General features: G+C 57.1%; 14 protein-coding genes and 3 tRNA genes. 6 read left to right on the forward strand and 11 right to left on the reverse strand.

The window, feature by feature from the left end; genetic code table 11:
• Positions 1–370: 370 nt before the first annotated feature.
• Positions 371–1174, reverse strand: a complete 804-nt coding sequence (locus tag DMP05_RS01085) for an ABC transporter ATP-binding protein (protein ID WP_123218894.1) — start codon at positions 1172–1174, stop codon at positions 371–373.
• Between the two features lie 9 nt (positions 1175–1183).
• A complete protein-coding gene (locus DMP05_RS01090) occupies positions 1184–1564 on the reverse strand; it encodes a RidA family protein (protein ID WP_123218787.1) in 381 nt (126 codons plus the stop codon).
• Between the two features lie 393 nt (positions 1565–1957).
• Here DMP05_RS01090 and ilvA point away from each other — a divergent pair, with 393 nt between their 5' ends.
• The 6 genes from ilvA to DMP05_RS01120 all read left to right on the forward strand — a co-directional run bounded on the left by ilvA (position 1958) and on the right by DMP05_RS01120 (position 9355).
• A complete protein-coding gene (ilvA, locus tag DMP05_RS01095; protein ID WP_123218788.1) occupies positions 1958–3178 on the forward strand; it encodes a threonine ammonia-lyase in 1221 nt (406 codons plus the stop codon).
• A gap of 182 nt (positions 3179–3360) precedes the next feature.
• Complete coding sequence (locus DMP05_RS01100) at positions 3361–5034, forward strand: 2-isopropylmalate synthase (protein ID WP_211326826.1); 1674 nt, start codon at positions 3361–3363, stop codon at positions 5032–5034.
• Positions 5035–5186: 152 nt separating this feature from the next.
• A complete protein-coding gene (gene leuC / locus DMP05_RS01105) occupies positions 5187–6446 on the forward strand; it encodes a 3-isopropylmalate dehydratase large subunit (protein ID WP_123218789.1) in 1260 nt (419 codons plus the stop codon).
• A 221-nt stretch (positions 6447–6667) separates the two neighbouring features.
• Positions 6668–7165: a 3-isopropylmalate dehydratase small subunit gene (locus DMP05_RS01110; RefSeq protein ID WP_123218790.1), complete on the forward strand. Its 498-nt coding sequence runs from the start codon at positions 6668–6670 to the stop codon at positions 7163–7165.
• Positions 7166–7404: 239 nt separating this feature from the next.
• Complete coding sequence (gene leuB / locus DMP05_RS01115; protein WP_123218791.1) at positions 7405–8469, forward strand: 3-isopropylmalate dehydrogenase; 1065 nt, start codon at positions 7405–7407, stop codon at positions 8467–8469.
• Between the two features lie 361 nt (positions 8470–8830).
• Positions 8831–9355 (forward strand): CarD family transcriptional regulator, encoded by a 525-nt coding sequence (locus DMP05_RS01120; RefSeq protein WP_123218792.1) that lies wholly within the window; start codon positions 8831–8833, stop codon positions 9353–9355.
• A gap of 128 nt (positions 9356–9483) precedes the next feature.
• Here the strand turns inward: DMP05_RS01120 and DMP05_RS01125 are convergent, their stop codons facing one another.
• From DMP05_RS01125 to DMP05_RS01170, 9 genes are all read right to left on the reverse strand, one after another.
• Positions 9484–10758, reverse strand: coding sequence for an ArsB/NhaD family transporter (locus DMP05_RS01125; protein WP_123218793.1), 1275 nt, complete (start codon positions 10756–10758; stop codon positions 9484–9486).
• A 321-nt stretch (positions 10759–11079) separates the two neighbouring features.
• On the reverse strand, positions 11080–13797 hold the full coding sequence (fdhF, locus tag DMP05_RS01130) for a formate dehydrogenase subunit alpha (RefSeq protein ID WP_123218794.1): 2718 nt from the start codon (positions 13795–13797) through the stop codon (positions 11080–11082).
• Positions 13790–15640 carry an NAD(P)-binding protein gene (locus DMP05_RS01135; RefSeq protein ID WP_123218795.1) on the reverse strand — a complete coding sequence of 617 codons (1851 nt, stop codon included), beginning with the start codon at positions 15638–15640 and terminating at the stop codon, positions 13790–13792. The genes fdhF and DMP05_RS01135 overlap by 8 nt, the downstream gene beginning before the upstream one ends.
• A 1018-nt stretch (positions 15641–16658) precedes the next feature.
• A tRNA-Thr gene (locus DMP05_RS01145) sits at positions 16659–16734 on the reverse strand.
• A gap of 362 nt (positions 16735–17096) precedes the next feature.
• Positions 17097–17170 (reverse strand) — tRNA-Gln (locus tag DMP05_RS01150).
• A gap of 40 nt (positions 17171–17210) precedes the next feature.
• Positions 17211–17286 (reverse strand) — tRNA-Lys (locus DMP05_RS01155).
• Between the two features lie 132 nt (positions 17287–17418).
• Complete coding sequence (locus DMP05_RS01160) at positions 17419–20502, reverse strand: DEAD/DEAH box helicase (RefSeq protein WP_123218797.1); 3084 nt, start codon at positions 20500–20502, stop codon at positions 17419–17421.
• 256 nt (positions 20503–20758) lie between these two features.
• Positions 20759–22186 carry an argininosuccinate lyase gene (argH, locus tag DMP05_RS01165; protein ID WP_123218798.1) on the reverse strand — a complete coding sequence of 476 codons (1428 nt, stop codon included), beginning with the start codon at positions 22184–22186 and terminating at the stop codon, positions 20759–20761.
• Between the two features lie 123 nt (positions 22187–22309).
• The gene (locus DMP05_RS01170) at positions 22310–23530 is read right to left on the reverse strand and encodes an argininosuccinate synthase (RefSeq protein ID WP_123218799.1); all 1221 of its coding nucleotides are present in this window, start codon (positions 23528–23530) and stop codon (positions 22310–22312) included.
• Between the last annotated feature and the right edge of the window lie 659 nt (positions 23531–24189).

The raw sequence follows: 24189 nt of genomic DNA on the forward strand, positions 1-24189 counted from the left end.
TTCCGGGCTTGAGCCCTTCGCGGCGGCGAGTTCGGTATTATACGCGCCCCCGGCGACCCGGGGGCGGGAAACCCGCCCGCACACAGGATGCCGACAACTCCAGCGCGGTAAAGCGGAGGGGGGTCTCGGGCGGAGAGCGGCATCGGGCTGGCGTTTTGTCCCGCCCCGCGGCCCCGGCGTTTCGCCCCGGTCCATAGACATAACCGCCCCGGATGCCCGGCGCTTGCGCGACTCGACCCTCCGGGGCGGCCGGTTCAACTGCGTGTATTCAACTACCTATATATAAGTAGAAGGATTGGGCTCGCCTTCAGGCCAGGAGTCCTTCCGCCTTCATCATGCAAGCTACGCTTTCCCTATCGTTGGCGCTTCCTCATTCGCCTTCGTCAAACTTCTCACGAAGCGAATACCAGCCGTGATTGCTTTCAACGGCCAAGGGCACACCGAAAAGTTCCGTCATGCAATCGCCCGTAAGAAGCTCTTCCTTTTTGCCATCTGCATAAATCGCGGCGTCCTTAATAAGAAGCACGCGATCGATGGCGGGAATGATGTCTTCGGGATAATGCGTGACCAAAATGACCGATCGGCCCTCGGATGCCAGCTGGCGCATAACACCGCGCAGTTGATACATGCCTTCGGGGTCGAGGCCCGTGCATGGCTCGTCGAAAATGAGCGCCTGCGGGTCATGGATGAGCTCGCGTGCGACGAGCACGCGGCGCACTTGGCCCGTTGACATTGTCATAATGTCGCGATTGGCAAGTTCACTAATGCCCAAACGTTCAAGCTGCTCTTCGGCTTTTTTGAAATCGGCCTCGGTCGCATGAACATGACGCGGAATGCCGAGCGTGCCGAACAGGCCGCCGCACACGATATCGCGTGCAGGCAGGTGAACGCGCACCTGATCGTGCATCGTGTTGCTCACCACGCCGAAGCACGCCTTGATATCGGCGAGCGACGGTCGCTCTTGACCGCGGAAAATCACGGGCGGCACGTCGCGGTGCAGCGGCAGCACCTCACGAGTGAGCAGCTGGATAAAGGTCGACTTGCCGGCACCATTCGGACCGAGCAGCGCGATGTTCTCGCCTTCCGCAAGCTCAAAGTCGTCGACATGCAGAATGACCTTTTCCTTGCGACGCACCGTGGCATCGTGGATTTTGAACAACGGAGTTTCTTGCATTGCCACGAACTACCCCACGACCTCGGCGATGACCTCGACCTCAACAAGGGCGCCCTTGGGCAGCTTGTCGACTGCGACGCACGAACGGGCGGGCAGCGTTTCGCCGAACGATTCGGCATAAATCGCATTGAAGGCGGCAAAATCGTTGATGTCGTCGAGGAAGCAGGTGGTTTTCACCACGTGGTCGAAGTCGGTACCGGCAGCCTCGAGCAAAGCGCCGACGTTTTTCATGACCTGTCGGCTCTGCGCTTCGATGGTGTCGCCAGCCAACTCGCCCGTCTCGGGAACCAGGGCGATTTGGCCCGATGCGAACAGCAGGCCGTTCACGATATTGCCCTGGGCGTAAGGGCCAACGGCTGCAGGGGCGTTAGGGGTAGAAATGGTCTTCATTGAAAGCCTCCTTCTTTGTGGCTGTGTTGCGGCAACTCTACTACATATATATGTAGGTGTTGCTCAAGGCAGGTTCGCCGCGCCGCGAGGGCGGTCGAAAACGTCCCTTCCTTCACTCGACTCCAGCAATGACGACCAATCTGACGCGTATTTTCCCTATCATGCGTCCTTGCCGGAAGAATGCACGATGCGGATGAACGAGCAGCAGAAGGCCCTGGCCGTTACCGAAAACCGAATGCGCAAAGGGGCGCCGCGCTCCCTCGAACCTCGCGAGAATGCGCATACAATGTGAGCATCACGCAAGGTTTCATGCATGAATTCTTCCATTGTCGGCACAAATGAGTATACTGCTTTACTACGATAGAGTACGATATTATCAAGGAAGTAACCGACATGACCGAGATGCTCACGCTCGACGCTTTTGAAGAGGCATCTGCCAAAGTGCAGGAGGTCACGCAGAAGACGGGACTCATCGAAAGCCCTCACTTCAGCGCGCAAACCGGCAACAAGGTATTCTTCAAGCCCGAAAACATGCAGCGCACCGGCGCGTATAAGGTACGCGGCGCGTACTACAAGATTTCAACGCTGACCGATGAAGAGCGCGAGCGTGGCCTTATTACCGCTTCGGCGGGCAACCATGCGCAGGGCGTCGCTTTCGCCGCAAGCCGCTATGGCGCCAAGGCAACCATCGTCATGCCTACCACGACCCCGCTCATCAAGGTCGAGCGCACGCAGCACTACGGCGGCACCGCCGTTCTGCACGGCGACGTGTACGACGAGGCATGCGAATACGCCATGCAATTGGCCGAAGAAAACGGTTACACTTTCATCCATCCCTTCAACGACCCCGCAGTTGCCACGGGCCAAGGCACCATTGCCATGGAAATCGTGAAAGAGCTGCCGCTCGTTGACTACATTCTGGTTCCCATCGGTGGCGGCGGACTGGCCACGGGCGTATCTACGCTGGCCAAGCTGTTGAACCCGCATATCAAGGTCATTGGCGTCGAGCCCGCTAACGCAGCGTGCATGAAGGCTTCCTTGGAAGCTGGCCATGTGGTGAAGCTGCCGAGCGCGAACACCATCGCCGACGGCACCGCCGTGCTGGAGCCGGGCGACAAGATTTTCCCGTACATTCAGCAGAACCTCGACGATATCATCACCGTCGAAGACGACGAGCTCATCTCCGCCTTCCTCGACATGGTCGAGAATCACAAGATGATCGTCGAGAATTCCGGCCTGCTCACCGTGGCGGCCTTGAAGCACCTGTCCTTCACCGGCAAGAAGGTCGTTTCGATTCTGTCGGGCGGCAACATGGACGTTATCACCATGTCTTCCGTCATTCAGCACGGCCTCATCCAGCGCGACCGCGTGTTCACGGTTTCGACGCTTCTGCCCGATCGCCCCGGCGAGCTCGTTCGCGTTGCGCAAACCATCGCCAGCATGAACGGCAACGTCATTCGCCTCGACCACAACCAGTTCGTGAATACGAACCGCAATGAAGGCGTCGAACTGCGCGTGACCATCGAGGCCTACGGCACCGACCACAAAAACCAAATCGTTGCGGCACTTGAAGCCGCTGGCTTCCGCCCCAAGCTTATTCAGGCGCACCTGTAAGCGCCACTTCGGCACCCCACGGGTCTGCGCCTTATAAATCCCTTCGTCACTTAACCGGGCGTGCGTTCGCATGCCCGGAATTTGCGCCCTCGTGCGGCCGACGACCGGATGAAAGCGAGAGCGCTCCATGTCTGTAATCTAAAAGTGCCGCCATGCGGCCAACCACAGAAAGGGAGCCTCCCATGACCGGAATGCCCAACCATGTAAAGTATCAACGCGGATATTTCATGCCGCCCGAGCCGTGCTTCGACTGGGCGAAGAAGGAATACATCGAGAAAGCCCCGAAGTGGGTGAGCGTTGACCTTCGCGACGGCAACCAGGCACTCATCATTCCTATGAGCCTCGAGCAGAAGCTGGAATACTTCAAGAAGCTCGTCGAGATCGGATTCAAGGAAATCGAGATCGGCTTCCCCGCTGCCAGCGAAACCGAATTTGAGCTGGCCCGTACGCTCATCGAGAACGACATGATTCCCGAAGACGTCACCATTCAGGTGCTCACCCAGGCACGCGAGCACATTATCAAGAAGACATTCGACGCCCTCGAGGGCTGCAAGACTCCCGTCATCATTCACGTATACAACTCCACGAGTCTCGCGCAGCGCGAACAGGTATTCAAGCGCGACAAAGAGCAGATTAAGGAAATCGCTCTGACCGGCGCTAAGCTGCTGAAGGAGCTCACCGACGAAGCCGGCCACGACAACTACCGCTTCGAGTACTCGCCCGAAAGCTTCACCGGCACCGAGCCCGAGTACGCACTCGAGGTATGCAACGCCGTTCTGGACGTATGGCAGCCGACCCCCGACCGCAAGGCCATCATCAACCTGCCCGCGACGGTCGAAATGAGCCTGCCGCATGTGTTCGCACAGCAGGTCGAGTACATGAGCAAGAATCTGAAGTACCGCGACGCCGTTGAGCTGTCGCTGCATTGCCACAACGACCGCGGCACGGGCGTTGCCGAAACCGAGCTGGGCATTCTGGCTGGCGCCGACCGCGTTGAGGGCACCCTGTTCGGCAATGGCGAGCGCACGGGCAACACCGACCTGATCACCGTCGCCATGAACATGTTCGCCCATGGCGTTGACCCGCAGCTGAACTTCGCCAACATGCCCGAGCTAGTCGAGCTGTACGAGCGCGTGACCAACATGAAGGTTGAGCCGCGCCGCCCCTACGCTGGCCAGCTCGTGTTCGCCGCCTTCTCGGGCAGCCATCAGGACGCTATCGCTAAGGGCCTGAAGTGGCGCGAGGAGCATGACCCCGAGCATTGGACCACGCCGTACCTGCCGATCGACCCCACCGATGTGGGCCGCCATTACGAAACCGACGTCATTCGCATCAACAGCCAGTCTGGCAAGGGTGGCATCGGCTACATTCTGGAGCAGAACTTCGGTTACGTGCTGCCCCCGAAGATGCGCGAAGAGCTGAGCTACGCCTCTAAGGACGTTTCCGACCACACGCATGCCGAGCTGTCTCCTGAAGAAGTGAATCGCATCTTCCACGAGAACTATGTGAACCACGAAGGCCGCATTGAACTCATGGACTTCCACTTCACGCATGCCGAGAACAACAAGGCATTCAAGGCGTTCGTGACCGTGAAGATTGATGGCGACGAGCAGGACGTAATCGGCAACGGCAACGGTCGCCTCGACTCGGTGTGCAACGCCATGGAGAAGCTGGGGCTGAAGGCGCATATCGCGAGCTACAGCGAACACGCCATGACCGGCGGCTCCGACAGCTCGGCTATGGCCTACGTGGGCGTCGAGGACCCGAACGGCAAAATTGTTTGGGGCGCAGGCGAGCATCACGACATTATTACCGCATCCATCAAGGGCCTCATTTCTGCCCTGAACCGCATGTAGCACCATTCGGGGCCGGGACGTACTCCCCGGCCCCACGTTGAGGGGCGAGCGCGCTTCCTCGGGATCAACGCTTCAAACGCCCCGAGGCGTATGCACCGCCCCTCAACACTCATTTACTTATTGCCACTAGCCATCCTTAAGGGGGATTCCATATGGGCATGACCATGACCCAGAAAATTTTGGCGGCGCACGCCGGGCTCGATTCCGTAGTGCCCGGCCAGCTGATCGAGGCGAACATCGACCTCGCGCTCGCCAACGACATCACCGGACCGGTAGCCATTCGTGAGCTGAAGAAGGCCGACATGGACAAGGTGTTCGACCGCACGAAGGTCGCCCTTGTTATGGACCACTTCGCCCCGAACAAAGACATCAAGAGCGCCGAGCAGTGCAAGGAGTGCCGCGATTTCGCACGCAAGCACGACATTGTGAACTTCTTCGACGTGGGCCGCATGGGCGTTGAGCACGCGCTGCTTCCCGAACAGGGCATCGTCGCTTCTGGCGACGTGATTATTGGCGCTGACAGCCACACCTGTACCTATGGTGCACTGGGCGCGTTCTCGACGGGCGTGGGCTCCACCGACTGCGCAGCGGGCATCGCTACGGGCAAGGCCTGGTTCCGCGTGCCTTCCGCCATCAAGTTCAACCTCACGGGCAAGCTGAGCCCTTGGGTTTCGGGCAAAGACGTGATTCTGTACATCATCGGCATGATTGGCGTTGACGGTGCCCTGTACCAGAGTATGGAGTTCCAGGGCGAGGGCATTGCATCGCTTTCCATGGACGACCGCTTCAGCATTGCGAATATGGCTATTGAGGCCGGCGCGAAAAACGGAATTTTCCCCGTCGATGAGAAGACGATTGAATACATGAAGGGCCGCGCGCAGCATGAGCCGGTCGTGTTTGCCGCCGACGACGACGCCGAATATGAGCGCGTGATCGACATCGACCTTTCCACCGTTTCTTCCACGGTCGCAGCGCCCCACCTGCCCGAAAATACCAAGCCCGTCACCGAATTCGCCGACGTGAAAATCGACCAGGCGGTTATTGGCTCGTGCACGAACGGCCGCATCGAAGACATGCGCATTGCTGCCGAGATTCTGAAGGGCCGCAAAGTCGCCGACGGCGTGCGCGCCATCGTAATGCCCGCAACGCAGGAAGTCGAACTGCAGTGCATTCGCGAAGGCCTGGCTGAAATCTTCATTGAGGCAGGCGCGATTATTTCCACGCCGACCTGTGGTCCGTGCTTGGGTGGCCACATGGGGATTCTGGCCGCGGGCGAACGCGCGATTTCAACCACGAACCGCAACTTCGTAGGCCGCATGGGCCACGTGGAGTCGGAAGTGTATCTGTCTAGCCCTGCCGTTGCAGCCGCATCGGCCATCACGGGCTATATCACCGACCCGGCCTCTCTGTAGGTCAGGCGGCCTGAAGGCCGTTTAGCTTTGCTCGAACCACGTTGACGAAGCAGGTCGACCAAAAGTCAGCGAGAGCGAGCCCGGCGCCGAAGATTCGGCCGAATGGTTGAGCGACGCGTACTTCGGTACGCGAGCTCGGCCAGTCGGGCGAAGATTCGGTGCCCGGCTCGCTCGCAGCGTCGGCCTCTTCGTCGTTCGTCAGAACGACGAAAGGAACACATATGAAGATGACCGCTCAGGGCACTGTTTTCAAGTATGGCGATAACGTCGACACCGACGTTATTATTCCCGCCCGCTACCTCAATATTGCCGACCCCAAGGAACTCGCATCGCACGCGATGGAAGACATCGACACCGAGTTCGTGAAGAACGTAAAGCCGGGCGACATCATTGTTGCCAACAAAAACTTCGGCTGCGGCTCTTCTCGCGAGCATGCGCCGCGCGTGCTGAAAGACAACGGCGTGGCCTGCGTAATTGCTGCAAGCTTCGCGCGCATTTTCTACCGCAACGCCATCAACATCGGCCTGCCCATTCTGGAGAGCGCCGAGGCAGCCGAAGCCATTGCTGCGGGCGACACCGTGTCTATCGATTTCGGCACGGGCGTGATTACCGACGAAACCACGGGCGAAACCTTCCAGGCACTGCCCTTCCCCGAGTTCATTCAGAACATCATCGACAACGACGGATTGCTGAACAGCCTCAAAGCTCGAGGCGTTTAGTTTTCGGCGCCGGGATGGGCGGGAGGGCGTCGCACTAAGCTCAGACAGTCCTGCTCGCACGAACAGCACATGAGCGCTGTTCAGCTCGTGCGGAACTCGCGTGCGACGCCATCCCGCCCATCCCGGCGCGCCACAAACCCAACTAGCCTTACGAGTTATCGGCTGAGATTTGGACGCACGGTTTTTTTGATTGGGCGCTTTCCTTCGTTGAGAGCGCTTGACCTGGTGATTGGAGAATTATGAATTTCAATATTTGCGTTTTGAAGGGCGACGGAATTGGCCCCGAAATCGTCGATGAGGCGTTGAAGGCCCTCGACAAGGTTGGCGAAAAATTCGGCCACACCTTCAACTACGATGAACGTCTCATTGGCGGTGCGGCCATCGACGAGTTCGGCGTGCCCCTGCCGCAGGAAACCATCGACGCGTGCAAGGCATCCGATTCGGTGCTGTTGGGCGCTGTTGGCGGCCCGAAATGGGACCACATTGAGCCCTCCACCAACCGCCCCGAGCGCGGCCTTCTGGGCATTCGCAAAGAGCTGAACCTGTTCGCGAACCTGCGCCCCGCCAAGCTATGGGCTCCTCTGGCCGACGCATGCCCGCTGAAGCCTGAGCGACTGGGCGATGGCCTTGACCTGGTTGTATGCCGCGAGCTCGTGGGCGATGTGTACTTCGGCAAGAAGTGGCGCGACGAGGCCGGCGCGGGCCACGACGACATGAACTATTCCACGCCCGAAGTCGAACGCATCGCACGCGTCGCCTTCGATATGGCCCGCAAGCGTCGCGGCAAGGTGACAAGCATCGACAAGGCGAACGTTCTTGAGACGAGCCGCGTGTGGCGCGAAACCGTGCAGCGCATCGCCGCCGAGTACCCCGACGTCGAGACCGATTACCTCTACGTTGACAACGGCGCCATGCAGCTGGTGCTCAACCCCAGCCAGTTCGACGTTATTTTGACCGGCAACCTATTCGGCGACATCTTGTCCGACGAGGCTTCCTGCATCACCGGCTCCGTAGGCATGCTGCCTTCCGCCTCGCTTTCCGATACGAAGCTTGGCATGTACGAGCCCATTCATGGCAGCGCACCCGACATTGCCGGCCAGAACATTGCGAACCCCATCGCAACCATTCTGTCTGCGGCAATGATGCTTCGGTACAGCTTCGATTTGGCCGAGGAAGCCGACGCCATCGAAAACGCCGTGGCAAGCGTGCTTGAAGCGGGCCACCGCACGGGCGACATCGCCAAAGCCGGCGAGAAAAAGCTCACCTGCACCGAGATGGGCGACCTCATCTGCGCCGCTATTTAGCAGCATGATTATCGGACGCGCCCGCGAAAGCCGCAAGAACACTGCTATCGCATTTGCCGCATGAGCACACTTGCAGTTTCGCTGAACGCATCCCGCAACAGATTACAGCAAAAGGCCAGTTCGGACACGTGAGCTGGCCTTTTGCTTTTCCCGCAACCGCCGCGCACCTCATCCTTGAATACTCGGCTTCGTTGCGCTCCGCTCTGCCACTTGCCGCCATTGCATCTCGCTGACCTGCGACAATGCATTCATCAATTGTGACGATACGTGGAGATTATTTGGCACAACCTTCGCAAAGGGAGTATGATGGGAGTTAGTTTTCCCAGTTCAAACCTATATTTTAAGCTCCTTGAGGTGAAGTATGTTCAAATGCGGCGATAAGGTGATCTATAAGAGCTTCGGCGTGTGTACCATTGAGCAGACCGACTACGTATTGGAATCGATGAACTCGAAGGGCGGCGACGTGCCGCCGCGCCTCTATTTCGTACTGAAATCGGAAAGCGCGCGCGGCGGGCAGGCGTTCGTCCCTGCCGACAAAGCCGAAGAGCTCATTCGTCCCGTCATCGATCGCGCCGATGCCATCAACCTTGCGCAGCAACTTTCTGAAATCGAACCGGAAATGTATGTCGACAAGAACATGCATACCACCGACCAGCACTTCCGCGAAGAGCTTGCTCAGCACGACTGCATCACAAGCATGCGTGTAGCTCGCACCATGGAGCATCGCATTGCCGAGCAAGAGGCAACGGGACACAAGCCCTCGGCCCTCTATATTCGTCTTCTCGATGCCGCACGAAAACAGGTACAGGAAGAATACGCCGCTGCGCTGGGGCTTTCCATCGAAGAGGCCGACGAGTATTTGAAGAAGGCTACGAGCCAAGCGTAGGGTGTTTCTTTAGTTCATTCCGTTCGCATGTTTCCATAAGGATACCCGCATGAAAAAAAAGGGGCTCGCATATGCGAGCCCCTTGCGGCAAACGAGCGAGTTTGCGGCGTTCGTTACACGCGCAGCTCTTATACCGGCTGGAACACGATATAAAGGTAAATACCCGCAATGAGCACCGTGAGCAGCATGAGAGGGAAGCCCACCTTCATGTACTTCACGAAGCTGATGGGGTTGCCGTTCTTTGCCGCGATATCGGAGATAACGACGTTGCACGACGCGCCGATGAGCGTACCGTTGCCGCCGAGGCATGCGCCGAGCGACGTTGCCCACCACAGAGGCGTTACATCCATGCCCGCGCCTTCCATGGCAAGCAGGATAGGAATCATGGTTGCCACGAACGGAATGTTGTCGAGCACCGAAGAGATAACGGCCGACGCCACGAGCAAGATGATCATGGTGAACAGCACGTCGTCGCCCGTGAAGTCCATAAGTGCATTCGCGAGCATGTCGATGGTGCCGGTCTCGACCATGCCGCCAACAATGATGAACAAACCACAGAAGAACGTGAGCGTAGTCCACTCGACATGCAACAACGCCTGCGGAACATCGACGCGGGAAATGAGCATGATGACGGCAGCGGCAGTAAGGGCGACAACCGACGACTCGATACCGAGCGCGCCATGGCACATGAAGCCGATGACCACGCACACGAGCATGACGACCGAAATCTTCAGCAGACGCATGTCTTCGATTTGCTCTTTCGGGTCGAGCTCGAGCACGCGGTTGCGGTCTTCGTCAGGAACATGCAGGCCACGGCCATACAGGAAGTAAAACACCACGAGCACGACGGCCAAAATCACGCACACGATAGGCGCGTCGACGATAATGAAGTCGAGGAACGTGTAGCCAGCGGCGGAACCGATCATGATGTTCGGCGGATCGCCGATGAGGGTTGCAGTGCCGCCGATGTTCGACGCCATGATTTCAACCATGAAGAACGGAATCGGGTTTACCTTGAGCAGCTTGCAAATGGTAAGCGTCATGGGGCCGATGAGCAGCACCGTGGTGACGTTGTCGAGGAATGCCGAAAGCACGGCGGTGAGCAGCACATACATAATCATGATGTGCCACGGGTCGCCCTTGGCGATGTGGGCGGTTTTAATGGCCAGGTAGCCAAACATGCCCGACTGCTTCACGACGGCCACGAACAGCATCATGCCGAACAACACGCCAATGGTGTTGAAGTCAACATGCGCCACAGCTTGGTCGAGCGTCATAACGTGCGCGAGAAGCAGCACGGCCGCGCCGCCAATGGCGACGAGCGAACGATGCACCTTTTCCGACATCACGAGCGCGATGACGATAAGGAACACCGCAACAGCGAATATTGCGTTGAAATCCATAGGCTCTGCGTTTCTTCTTAAACGGTTTTTAGTAACCCCCCTACTATAGCCGAATAAAGTCGATTCGAAAGTAACGCCCTCATTAAAAGCGTGTGATAAGCAGGAATATCGGGCCGAAATGCGACGCGCGACGACCAGGACGCATCGCTGCGGCTGACGCATGTCGGCTGCAGCGATGCAAGGTGCACTCGTGCATCCAAAGGCACGGATGCAGCAAAAAAGCCGCGCCCTGTGGCTGGCCCGAAGGGGCCAAGCCTCAGAGCGCGGTTTGTACATACCAGAGGCCGCCAACGTCTCGTGCGGCGAAGAGCTCGCGATTCGCTAAATCGCCTCGACCTTCACGGCACAGACCTTGTATTCAGGCACCTTCGCGGTGGGGTCAAGCGCGGCATTCGTGAGCCAGTTGGAATTGCCGTCTTGGAAATGGAACGGCATCCATGTTTGACCGGGATTTGTCTTGCTCGACACGCGCGCCGTAGTTTCGATTTCACCACGGCGGCTCGACACGCGCACGCGATCGCCATCGGCTACGCCGAGCTGTTCAGCGTCGACCGAGTTCAGCTCGATGAACGATTCTCCCGCAATTTCATTGAGGCCTTCCGTACGACCCGTCATGGCGCAAGCATTGTACTGAGCGAGCACGCGACCGGTCATAAGCATAAGCGGGTATTCCGCATTGGGAAGCTCCGCCGACGGACGATACTGAGCGAGCGAATAGCCGCCTTTGCCGCGAGAGAACTGTCCCACATGCATGATGGCCGTGCCGGGATGGTCCTCCGACGGGCATGGCCACTGGATACCGCGACCTGCAACCTGGGCGCCATCGAGGCGCGCATGACTTATGCCAGCGTACGACGGCGTGAGGCTTGCGATTTCCTCCATAATCTGAGAGGCAGAAAGCGAGGGCTGGTCATAGCCCATGCGACGCATGATTTCGGCAAACACCTCAGTGTCGAGACGCGGTCCATCGGGGCCCTTCACGGCCTTACGCACGCGCTGCACGCGGCGCTCGGTATTGGTGAAGGTTCCTTCCTTTTCCGCATAGCTGCGACCAGGCAAAATAACGTCGGCATACTTTGCGGTTTCGGTCATGAACAGTTCTTCGACAACCAAGAAATCAAGCGACTCAAGGGCATGAATCACGTGATGCGTATCGGGGTCGGTGCGAACGGGGTCTTCGCCGAAAAGGAACAGGGCCTTGATACGTCCATCGATCATCGCGGGGAAGCACTCCGTTGCCATAAGCCCCGGCGTGCGATTCATTTTCACGCCCCACGCCGTCTCGAACTTCGCAAGCACATCGGGATTAGCAACCTTCTGATAGCCCGTGAAATCGGCCGGTCCGGCACCCATGTCGCACGCGCCCTGAACGTTGTTCTGGCCGCGCAGAGGGTTGACACCACAACCGGGTTTGCCTAATTTGCCGCAGACCATGGCCATGTTGGACATGGACATAACGCCTTCGGTGCCCGTGGAATGCTCCGTCACGCCCAGGCAATAAATGATGGGCGCGCGATCGGCTTTCGCATACATCGTTGCGGCCTGAACAAGATCATCCGCATCGATACCGCAAATCTCCGCCACCTTTTCGGGCGTATAGTCGGCAACCATGGCTGCGAATTCCTCGAAACCCTCAGTACGATTTTCGACGAATTCCTTATCGGCGAGCCCCTGGGCAATAATGGCATGTGCCATGCCGTTGGCGAATGCCACGTTGGTGCCAGGGCGCAGCTTCAGGTGGATATCGGCCTTGCTCGCAAGCCCGATATCGCGCGGGTCGACGACGATAAGCTTCGCGCCGCGCTCAACCGCCCGACGAATGCGCATGCCCATAACGGGGTGCGCCTCTTCGGGGTTGCTGCCCACGAGCAAAATGACCTGCGCTTGCTCGCACACGTCTTCGATGGAATTAGTCATGGCTCCAGAGCCAAGCGTTGTCACCAGACCGGCGACCGTAGGAGCGTGACAAACACGTGCGCAGTTGTCGATATTCGGGGTATCGAATGCGCACCTCGCCATCTTCTGGAGCATGTAAATGTCTTCGTTGGTGGAACGCGAGCACGCGAACGCGGCGATGGACTCACCGCCATGCTCGGCCTTGATCGCGCCAAAGCGCTCGGCAACAAGAGCGAGCGCGTCATCCCAGCTCACGGGCTCAAACTCACCCGTTTCGCGATTCTTCACAAGCGGCGAGGTGATGCGGTCGGGCGAATTCACGAAGTCAAAACTTCCGCTGCGGCCCTTCACGCACAAAAGTCCCGCGTTCGAGGGGCCGTTCACGGCCTGCGCGTCGACGATTTCGTCGCCCTTCACAATAAGGTCGAGCTGGCAGCCAACGCCGCAATGCGGGCACGTGGTGCGCACGCGCGAGACTTCCCATTCACGATAATTGCCGCGGCGCTTTTCCGTGAGCGCACCCGTGGGGCACGCCTGGGCGCAATTTCCGCAGCTCTCGCACTGGGTTGCTTTCCAATTGGGGCCAAACGGCGCCTGGATGGTGGTGCGAACGCCACGCTTGCCCGTGCGCAGCGTGTGATTGCCCGCCGCCGTGTTGCATGCGCCGACGCATCGCTGACACGCGATGCACAGGTTCGGATTGAATGAGAGAAACGGATTGCTGTCGAGCACGGGGGCGTTTTTGGCGGGCGCCTCGAAGGTGAGCTCTTCCATGCCGAACTCGCGACCGAGATCTTGCAGCTCGCACGCGCCGTTCTTCTTGCAGCTGAAGCAGAAGTTCGTCGAGTTCAAGCCGTGGCTCGACAAAATAAGGTCGAGCGTGAGGCGACGCGTGGCATCAAGCGCATCGGAGGTCGCCGTGACCTGCATACCTTCCTCGGCAAACGTAGAACACGCGGGCAGAAGGCCCTGCACGCCTTCGACTTCGACCACACACATACGGCACGAGGCGATGTCGCTCACGTTCTTCAGGAAGCACAGCGTGGGAATGTGGATGTTCGCCGCGCGGGCCGCGTCCAAAATGGTTGAGCCCTGCGGCACTTCGACGGAAACGCCGTCGATCGTGAGATTCACGTTAGACATATTGGATTCGACCCCCTTCCACAGCGCCGCAACCGAAGTGGTCGCAACGCAGACAACGCCCGCATTCCTGAACCGCTTCTTCGCGGCTCATGGGCATTTCGACATAGGCAAAATCATGCTTGCGTTCACGCGCGGGACGTTCGGAAATTTCCACGCGGCCCTTGGGTGCGCGGTCGTTGGGCGCGGGCGCGGGGACGTCAACGCCGCAATCGAGCGTGTGGTGGTAGCCCAAGTACTCGTCGATGTTGCGCGCGGCAACCTTGCCAGCGCCAATCGCCTTAATGGCGGTCGCGGGACCGGTTTGGCAGTCGCCGCCGACGAACACGCCGGCGAGCGTGCCGTTTTCGCCTTGGGCTTCGAGGAATTCGTTTGCCTTGAATTCGCCCCATTCGGCGAGCATACCCGCGTCTTCGAACGGCTGCGACTCGATGCCCTGCCCCACCGCAACGAGGATTACATCGGCTTCGATGCGGCGCTTGGGCTTGTCGGCGGCCTTCACCGACGGGCGGCCGCCCTTCACCGCGGAAATCATCTGCGGCTGCGTGATGAGCGCCACGACCTGTCCCGCTTCGTTCGTCTCGATGGAATCGGGCGATTCGAGCGTGATCATTTCCACGCCTTCGGCAATGGCGCTTTCGATTTCGGCGTCGAGCGCAGTCATGTCGGCTACGCGGCGACGGTAGACGCACGACACCTCGTCGGCGCCGGCACGCACCGCCGTGCGCACGCAGTCCATGGCAACGTTGCCGCCGCCAATGACGGCCACGCGCTTGCCGCTGAAATCGGGATAATCGCCATCGCCGATGCGACCGAGCAGGTCAACGGCGGAAATGACGCCTTCGGCCTTCGCGCCGTCGATGCGCAGGCCCTTGCCCTTTTGCGCGCCGATGGCAACATACACGGCATCGAATTCGTTTTGCAGTTCGGCCATGGTCTGGGTGTCGACCTTCGTTTCGAGGCGAACTTCGATTCCGCCCACGGCGAGAATGGCGTTGATGTCTTCATCCAGACGCTCACGAGGCAAGCGATACGCGGGAATGCCGTAACGCAGCATGCCACCGAGGTGCTTGCGAGCCTCGAAGATCACTACATCGTGACCCATGAGCGAAAGAAAATAAGCGCAGGTCAAACCGCTGGGGCCGCCGCCAATCACCGCAACGCGACGGTTGGTTTGGGCCGACCGCGCAGGCACGGGAGCCTTATCGGCCGCGCAGGAATCGACCGCGAATTTCTTGATGCCGCGAATATTGATGGGAGCGTCGAGCAAGCCACGGCGACAACGGCGCTCGCACGGGTGCTCGCACACAAGCGCGCATGCGGTGGGCAGCGGATTGTCTTTGCGCACCATGTTCACGGCGCCGGCGTAATCGCCCGCCGCAACAAGCGCGATATAGGCCGGCACGTTCACATGCGCTGGGCACAGCGCCTCGCACGGAACCTTCTGCTCGGTGCCTTCGGTGCATGCACGGTTTTCGATGTGGCTCGCATATTCGTCGGCGTGGGCTTTAAGGCCCACCAGGAATTGGGCCGCGGCTTCATAGCCAATGGCGCAGTCGGAGGCATCGCGAATCATTTCAGCCAAAACGCGAGCGCGATCGAGGTCGACGGCCGTCGCCTTGCAGTCGAGAATGCTGCGCACCAACAAGGCAAGCTGGGGCAGGCCATCGCGGCACGGCACGCACTTGCCGCACGTTTGAGCCGCGCCGGTCTCGAGCATGGAAAGCTGCGCCGCAACGGGACAAGCCCCCGGCGGCGTGGTTGAGATTCGGCGCGCGAACGCTTCGAGTTCGGCGGCGTAGCTCGCGTCGCTCGACCCTTTCGGCGCAATAGAAAGCTTAGTCACAATACCCCCTATATCTAGGACGCGCCGCCGACGCTTCGGATGCTCCGGCGCACGTTGTTAGATGCACAATTTTAGAACGCTCGACAAGATAAGGCCGCACCAACATTGCGAATGGCGCCGCGAAAGCACCAAATACGCACCTCAATACGAGGTTTTTAACAGGCTTGAAACATAACGGAGGATGGAAGCCTGGAACATGAAGGAGGATCGGACGCTTCGGCTATTGCGCAAAATGCCCCTGACCGGAGCGAATCGCGATGGTTCTAAGGCCGCGAAGAAGGAATTGGCAGAGCGGCGAAACGAAACGCCAATCGCCCCTGAGCGTTGGGACGGGACACCGGTTGCCCCGAAGGCCGGTGTGGTGCGAAGCGCAAATCGCCTCCAGGCGCTTGAGCGAAGAAACGACCCAAGCCCCAGGGCGCATGCCGGAATTTGGAGCGAGTGCCCAATTTCAAGGCGAACATCTTTTTCGCCTGCTGGCAGAATATACCGTGCAAGGGTCGCATTCTCGCGGAATTTAGCACTTGCTGGCAGGAAAATCGTCCCTAGGGACGCGTTTCCTGACACGGAGCAGAACAGCAGAAACGAAGCGGCGTGGACATATTTCAGCACCTATCTGACCTGGCCCTTTACAGACAGTCAACTTTTGTCCTGGCATTATTTCAACCAAATTCGCGAAATTCGAGCCCGACAGCGTCTCAAAGGGCAAATTCGCGACCCTTGGCTCGAATATTCTGCCAGGAACTCGGATTTCAAACGAACGCAACAAGGAAAGCGATGGGGATGCAAAGCGCGAGAATCAATCAAGGCGGTCCCAGAGCACGAACGGAGCAAGGCAATCTGAAATGCAGCCGATCAGAGCGTCTTTGGAACCCGCGAAACAAAATACAGAGCAAGGTACTTTTGCAGAGCACTGTTCTTTTGAAACACGCACAGGTCGAGGCGTTTCAAGAATTGCGGAACCATAGAGGAGCCGAAAACAAAAAGGCCCGCTGAAAAGCGGACCTTTGAGAATTCATGGAGCCGTTGACCGGACTCGAACCGGTGACCTGCTCATTACGAGTGAGCTGCTCTACCAACTGAGCCACAACGGCGCATGGCGTTCGTAACGCGAATGAGTATATTACAGGAAGCTCTTCGATACGTCTAGAACTTTTTCCGATTAATTAGGAAATTCTTTTGCGAATTACTTCGCAGCATCAGGACGCCCCGAACGAAAAAGCGCCGTTCGTTAGAACGGCGCAACAACGTTGGAAAAATGGCTGGGCCACCAGGATTCCTGGCCGCGCTACGCGCGCCCCGATCCCTCAGGCTAAAGCCTTCGGGCGAATTCCTAAAAACTGCCCACTGGGCAGTTTTCTTAACGGAATTCCGCCCCATCGGTTCGAACCCTGGTGGCATAAAACACACTTAACCATAGCCGTTACGAACCTATATGCTTTTCGTTGTTGAAAAATGGCTGGGCCACCAGGATTCGAACCCGGACTAAGGGCACCAAAAACCCCTGTGCTGCCATTACACCATGGCCCAGTAAGAAAAAGGCGGGCTGAACCCGTCTTAGAAAAATCGGTGGTGGGCCGTGAGGGAATCGAACCCGCGGCCTTGGGATTAAAAGTCCCCTGCTCTACCAGCTGAGCTAACGGCCCACATACACGACGCGATTACGCGCAGGAATGAATTGTACCCGTACACGCGCCCGCCGTCAATGAGAATTTCTGCATCATAATTGCCCCAGAAACCCCAGCATCATAGCGCGACATACGAAAATACCTTTTACATCACGCACGATAACCGATTACGTCTTTTTCGACCTCCGCAATTATCTCCTCGGATATACATCCAACCGGTAATCGATATATACGATTCATCCTCGGATTAAATATGCCCAATTGCCTTACCTGCTGATACTCGGTATGGGTCGAATGCAGCCCCATGCGCCAGTACATCAATAACTGCAATGTCTGTCGTGAGTTTGGTGGATTCTTCGAAACCTTAAAATCCCAAAGAGTATCAGGAGTCAGAAAATCTCCGTCCCCATTTGAGACAATATCGGTATAGCCGCCCTCAAAGGTCAGTCCATCGAGTATCTTTGGCCCGCACTCATTAAGGAAAGCACAGCCCCTCTTTACCATGATTCTGACATTCTTCAACGTTTGGGAATCTGGTTTGATTTCTTCAACTGGTCTATATGCCCGAGGATCCATGCGATACGCCACATCAAATCCCGCAAGCTTTATGGCGTTTGCTATCGATTTATCGTCCAGACCTACAATTTCAGCAGCAAGCTTGTTAAACAAATCAACCTTCCCAACACGAAACGCCCCTTTGCGAGAAATTGCGAATGAGTCAAAAACAGATGATCCCGTGCAAAAACGTACCATGTAGTCGACGGCAATGCCAACGACACCCGGAACAACATTCTCGTACGAGGCCAGCTCCGAAATTCCCCCGTCAAGCTGAACCACTTCAAATAGTTTCGGATTTAGAAAGCCCCCTCGCGGCTGAGGATATTCCCTAATCCGCCGCGTAACCGACACACCCTTCAAAGTGCTCCTTAAACCATCCTCTCCTTTGGGAACTACGGTCTTTTCAATATGAGACATCTCGTCGGAAAAGGCCGCTGATGGCCCCTTGCCGCTATCGGCAACAAAGCTACCTTTGCCATCGCCAATGCTAGTAGCCTTGGCCACGTTCGTTTCAATTAAAACGCCTGCAACGTTCGCATCTCGCCTAGCATTGATCCTCTCAATCTCCTTTTCGATGATATTGCTATATTCTTTTTCCTCTATGCCGAAGCCCTCTTTCGCTGCGAGCGACTCGTCGGCAAATGCGTCAAATATCCTCTGTTTATCCTCAAGGATCTCAACAATGCGCTCGTCGATGCTATCAAGGCACAGCAAGCGATGGACCATCACATTTCTTACCTGCCCCATTCGGTATGCCCTAGCCACTGCCTGGTTTTCAACAGACGGCTTGAATTGCGGTTCGCAAATAATTACCACGCTTGCCGATTGAATATTTAAACCTGTACCCCCAGATTGAATCTGAGAAACCAGCACAGACCCAGCAGGCGCTTTATCAAACTCATCAATCACCTGCTGACGCCGCTGAGGGGAGACCGAGCCGTTGATTGGCCCATAGCAATTTTCGCCAAGTGATTGAATTACCTTATTCAGTGTGTCTAGGAAGTAAGAGAAGACCAGCACTTTCCTTCCGTCTTCCTTGCTTTCCCGAACAATTTCGCACAAACGTCGTGCTTTCGTTGACCTTCTGACGTCTCCAACGTTCCATGAGACACGACGAGCCGCCATAATGTTCTTACTTTGAATGGTGTCTTCATAAGCGAGCTCCTCTTCGGGGGAAAGGCTGCACCAATCTTCATTTTCAATCAGCTCAGGGAGTTCCGACAGAACGTCTTCGCGTTTTCTTCGGTAATAAACTGGCGCTACAAGCTCTTTGAAACGCAAAGCAGACGAAATATGCGTCATACCGGAAATCGATTTTGCGATATCGGGCCTCAGCAGTCGAATAAGCGAGATCATTTCATCGACGTTGTTCTCGAGCGGTGTTCCCGACATGAGAAGAATACGCTCAGCATGCTGGCTCAATTTCGCAACATTGCAAGAACGACGAGCTCCGGGGTTTTTGACATAATGAGCTTCATCGACAACGAGAAGAGAAAAACCAAGGCTGTCCTCCAAATCAAAATGCTCTAAAGTCTCAAAAGTAGTTACTGCCACTCCGCCATTTCTCCGCCAACAAGACAGCGCGTCTTCCCGCCTTGAGCCATGAACCTTCTCTACGCGAAGCCTACTTTTCGTTGCTATCTCGCGGCACCAATTAGCAAGAACACTTGCAGGGCAGACGACAACAAAATGGGTTGCTTTGGTATTTCTTAAAGAGACCATCACCGCAATAGCTTGAATGGTCTTTCCCAAGCCCATCTCATCGCCCAACAGAACTTTCCCTTGATGGAGAGCGTACTTAACGCCCCATTCTTGATAATTCCTCAACTCGACAAGCAAGCCATCCGGATAAAAGCACTCCTCTTGAATTTTCAGTGCTAAGTCTTCGGGGAGCCCGTAGCCCATAGAACCATCTGGACCAAGAAATCCAGGCGCAGTATCCTCGATCGTATTTGAAAAGCCCACGGGATCCGACTCAAATGCCCGCCAGGCATCTTCGCCGGACACGTCGCTAACTTCATCGAGCTTTTTCAAGGTCAAGCGCTGAATGCTTCCGTATGACCCTAGATACGCTTCTCGCAAGTATGAATATGCTTCTTCAGCGCGCGCCTTTTTGGCTTTCGACGACAATAACCATCTCACGCCCATGACAGACGATAGGTCCGATTGAGCGTATTCCATCTTATCCGAATCGGCAAATGCATTGTCGGCAATGTCACGAACCAAAATATCAGCTCGTCGATACGCCGCGACAGCGCGAATCAGCGACGTGGATTCTGCGGTTCGATTATCTGAGCTCAATCGGACCCGAATTTCAATTTGAACCTGCTTTGCATATTCCCCCGCAATCTTTTTCATGTCACGAGCAGAGGATTCGCTGATTCCGTATATTGCAGACAAATTGGAATAAGACGTATTGCACACATGCGCTATTGATGTATAACCATTTTCCCTCAGGAGGGAAGTTCTTAGCCCTTTTTTATATTTGTTAAGATCCTCTACGGGAAGTTCTAACAAGGATTTCGTCAATTCGGCGCTTTTCAATGCTTCCGCCGCTTGAACAATATCGCCCTTGAGCTCGTCCATCCTCGTCGGGGCCATGCGGATTCGTCTTTGAAGCTCTGCAACATCGCGCAGTAGACGTTTTGCATCGCCAAATGAGAACGACTTCGCCACAAAGACCCCCAACAAACGAGACGAACAGCCGCGTCAATGGCTAGCGGCACGCCACTAATCATACAGCACGCTGTTTCGCGAAGATGACGACAACGCCCACGAGAATGACTCATGGCAGCTGTAGCGCAAGCCACCATGCGTTCGCCAGAACGCCAAAACAAAAGCCCCGTGGCAACCAATGCCGCGGGGCTCGCAATTTGCCAAACAACAAGACAGAAGGCCTGCAACAATTCGCGCCGCAGGCCTTCATGGCTTCTTATTGCTTATATACCGGGGTTGCGGTTTCGTCGTAGCCGATTTTTTCCTTGTCGGCGTTCAACGCGGCCTCGGCTTCCTTCATCTGAACCTTCACGGCCTCATAGCCCGTGCCGCCATACGTCTTACGGGCGGCAACAATGGTTTCCATGTCAAGCGCGCTCACGATATCGGCCTCGAACAGCTCGTTTGCCTGCTTGAATTCGTCAAGCGTGAGGTCTTCCAGACCCTTGTGGTGCTTCTCGCAATACAGCACGAGCTCACCAACCACTTCGTGCGCCTGACGGAACGGCATGCCCTTCTTGGCCAGGTAGTCGGCCACGTCGGTCGCAGCCGTGAAGCCCTTGCCGGCCGACTTGCGCATCTCGGGCACGTGCAGCTCCATGCTTTCGATCATGCCCTCCATGCACACCATGCAGTCGTGCAGGGTTTTCGCGGCGTCCATGGCGCCTTCCTTGCACTCCTGCAAGTCTTTGTTGTAGGCAAGCGGCAGCGACTTCATGGTTACCAGCAGCGCAACCAAGTCGCCCACCACGCGGCCCATCTTGCCGCGCGTGAGCTCGGCAAAGTCGGGATTCTTCTTCTGCGGCATAATCGACGAACCCGTGGCGAAGCTGTCGGAAAGCGTGACGAAACCGAATTCGGTAGTGGACCACAGAATGATCTCTTCGCACAGGCGCGACAAGTGCATCATCGAGACGCTGCAGGCGTATTCAAGATCAAGCAGATAGTCGCGGTCGGAAACGGCATCCATGGAGTTCGGAATGGGATGATCGAAGCCGAGCAGCTCGGTTGTCATGTGGCGATCGAGCGGATACGTGGTGCCGGCAAGCGCCGCGGAACCCAGCGGGTTGGCATCGGCGGCGTCGAAGGCGGCCACGAGGCGCGTGAAGTCGCGCGTGAACATCCAGAAATACGCGAGCATATGATGGCTGAACAGCACGGGCTGGGCATGCTGCAAATGCGTGTAACCAGGCATGATAACGTCGAAGTTGTCGCAGGCCTTGGCGTAAATCACGCTACGCAGCGCACAGTTCTGGGCAAGCAGCTCGTTGAGCAGGTCTTTCGCATGCAAACGCGTGTCAGTGGCAACCTGGTCGTTACGGGAGCGGCCCGTATGCAGGCGCGCGCCCGCAACGCCGACGTCTTTGATCAGCGTTTTCTCGATGGCCATATGGATGTCTTCGTCGTTGATGTCGAACTGGAAGCGGCCTTGAGCGATTTGGTTCTCGATTTCGACCAAGCCCACCTCGATTTTGTCGAAGTCGGCCTTGGAGATGATGCCCTTCTCGCACAGCATGCGGGCATGCGCGAGGGAACCCTTGATGTCCTGCGAATACATCGATTTATCGACCTGCAACGATGCGCCGAACGCCTGGGTAAACGACCCGACGCTCTTCTCAAACCTGCCGCCCCACAAAGCACCCATGGAATAGCCTTTCTTGTTTCAAACGGACGCCCGTGCGCCGCAATACTCTTATATAAAAGTGCGGGCCCGAAAGCCCGCACCAGCTTCAATGCGTTTCGAACAACGCTCTATTCTAGCGTGGAATTACAGGTCCTGCGCTTCGTGGCCCTGCTTCTCCGCCCAGACTGCAAACGGCAGCGCGGAGAGGTCGATGAAGCCCTTCGCGGCCTTGTGGTCGAACGTGTCGGCCGCGGTGTAGCTCGCCAGACCGTAATCGTAGAGCGAGTATTCGCTCGTACGGCCAGCCACGGTGCAGCTGCCCTTGTACAGCTTCACCTTCACGGTGCCGGTGACGAACTTCTGGGTTTCGGCGAAGAATGCGTCAAGAGCGTTCTTCAGCGGGCTGAACCACTGGCCGTAATACACGGTGGTGGACCACTGATGCTCGAGGTTGAGCTTGAAGTGCTGCGTCTCGCGATCGAGGCACAGGGTCTCAAGCGCCTTGTGGGCGACAATGAGCACCTCGGCGGCAGGGGTCTCGTAGCACTCGCGCGATTTCACGCCAACGAGACGGTTCTCGACCATGTCGATGCGACCGCAACCATGCTTGCCGGCGAGGACGTTGAGGTCCATGACGATTTGCAGGAAGCTCTTCTCTTCGCCATTGAGCGAGCAAGGAACGCCCTTCTCGAAGCCAATCTCGACATATTCAGCTTCGTTGGGAGCATTCTCGGGGTCGACGGAAAGGGTCCAGATGTCCGCGGGAGGCTCGTTCCAGGGGTTCTCGAGCGCGCCGCATTCGATGGCGCGACCCCACACGTTGTCGTCGATGGAGTACGGCGAAGCCTTGGACGCCTTCACCGGAACGCCGTGCTCGGCAGCCCAGTCGATTTCTTCTTCACGGGTGTGAAGTTCCCAATCGCGAACGGGAGCGAGAATCTCAAGCTTCGGGTCGAGGGCCTTGATGGCGGTTTCGAAGCGAACCTGGTCGTTGCCCTTGCCGGTGCAGCCATGGGCAATGTACTTCGCGCCGTACTTGTGCGCAGCCTCGACCATGTGCTTAGAGAGCAGCGGACGAGAAAGCGCAGAAAGCAGCGGGTAGGTGTTCTCGTAGAGGCCGTTGGCGGCAAGCGCCTTGGTGAGGTACTTGCTAGCGTATTCCTCACGCATGTCCATGGCCTCGGAAGCGATTGCACCGCATTCGAGCGCCTTGTTCTTGATGTACTCGAGGTCGGCTTCGTCCTGGCCGACGTTGCCGCAAATAGCGATAACGTCGAGGTTCTTTTCAACCTGCAGCCACTTCAGGCAGCACGAGGTGTCCAGACCGCCGGAGTATGCGAGTACAACTTTTTCTTTCTCAGCCATGGTTGTGCCTTTCTCATTCCGCCGCCAAGGCGGCGGCAATTTCAGATCAACGTTTTCTCCGTGCGTGGGTTGCGTTTCGACCCCGATTGGATGCTCCGTTGCACGAAAACGGAGCCAAATCGCTGCGGCGAGGCAACTGCGGACAACAAAAAACCCGGCAGGGGCCGGGTGTTGTCATGCGTCCGATTGTATTGCGACAGAAAATAAGGGACTACCTTATAAGGACAGCAGACAACACACGCGCTCGTCGCAGCGTGTTTCGTCGGCTCTGGCGTCGGAGAGAAGCGTTGGTGAAGTTGAAGAACATCGCGCAGCTCCTTTCCTTGGTCAGTTCCTTACAGGCGATGATTGCGGGCTTCCCCGCCACTCCAGTACGTTGGAGTGTGACAGTGAGAATATTCGAGGCTTGCGTTAATTGCAACCCCAATTCACAAAATAGTCGAATTTTTTAGTTTTATGCATAAATCTGCCAAAAACGAGGGAGCACCGCTTATGGATCGGGAGGCTTAATGCAAAATGATGGGCACGTACTCGGTTGAAACATGCAAAAACATGCATGAAGCGCCCGCGTTCTCGCACGCATAAAAAAGCTGGCGCACCGGCCCGAAGAAAGCCGATGCGCCATAAGAGAGGACGTTTTGCCGCCCGATGATTTCGAT

The organism is Slackia isoflavoniconvertens, from assembly GCF_003725955.1.
GTDB classification, from domain to species: Bacteria; Actinomycetota; Coriobacteriia; order Coriobacteriales; family Eggerthellaceae; genus Slackia; species Slackia isoflavoniconvertens.

Bases quoted from the DNA above. Each gene is read 5' to 3' on its own strand.
- DMP05_RS01085 (WP_123218894.1), bottom strand. From the start codon at position 1,174: ATGCAAGAAACTCCGTTGTTCAAAATCCACGATGCCACGGTGCGTCGC.
- DMP05_RS01090 (WP_123218787.1), bottom strand. From the start codon at position 1,564: ATGAAGACCATTTCTACCCCTAACGCCCCTGCAGCCGTTGGCCCTTAC.
- ilvA (WP_123218788.1), top strand. From the start codon at position 1,958: ATGACCGAGATGCTCACGCTCGACGCTTTTGAAGAGGCATCTGCCAAA.
- DMP05_RS01100 (WP_211326826.1), top strand. From the start codon at position 3,361: ATGACCGGAATGCCCAACCATGTAAAGTATCAACGCGGATATTTCATG.
- leuC (WP_123218789.1), top strand. From the start codon at position 5,187: ATGGGCATGACCATGACCCAGAAAATTTTGGCGGCGCACGCCGGGCTC.
- DMP05_RS01110 (WP_123218790.1), top strand. From the start codon at position 6,668: ATGAAGATGACCGCTCAGGGCACTGTTTTCAAGTATGGCGATAACGTC.
- leuB (WP_123218791.1), top strand. From the start codon at position 7,405: ATGAATTTCAATATTTGCGTTTTGAAGGGCGACGGAATTGGCCCCGAA.
- DMP05_RS01120 (WP_123218792.1), top strand. From the start codon at position 8,831: ATGTTCAAATGCGGCGATAAGGTGATCTATAAGAGCTTCGGCGTGTGT.
- DMP05_RS01125 (WP_123218793.1), bottom strand. From the start codon at position 10,758: ATGGATTTCAACGCAATATTCGCTGTTGCGGTGTTCCTTATCGTCATC.
- fdhF (WP_123218794.1), bottom strand. From the start codon at position 13,797: ATGTCTAACGTGAATCTCACGATCGACGGCGTTTCCGTCGAAGTGCCG.
- argH (WP_123218798.1), bottom strand. From the start codon at position 22,186: ATGGGTGCTTTGTGGGGCGGCAGGTTTGAGAAGAGCGTCGGGTCGTTT.
- DMP05_RS01170 (WP_123218799.1), bottom strand. From the start codon at position 23,530: ATGGCTGAGAAAGAAAAAGTTGTACTCGCATACTCCGGCGGTCTGGAC.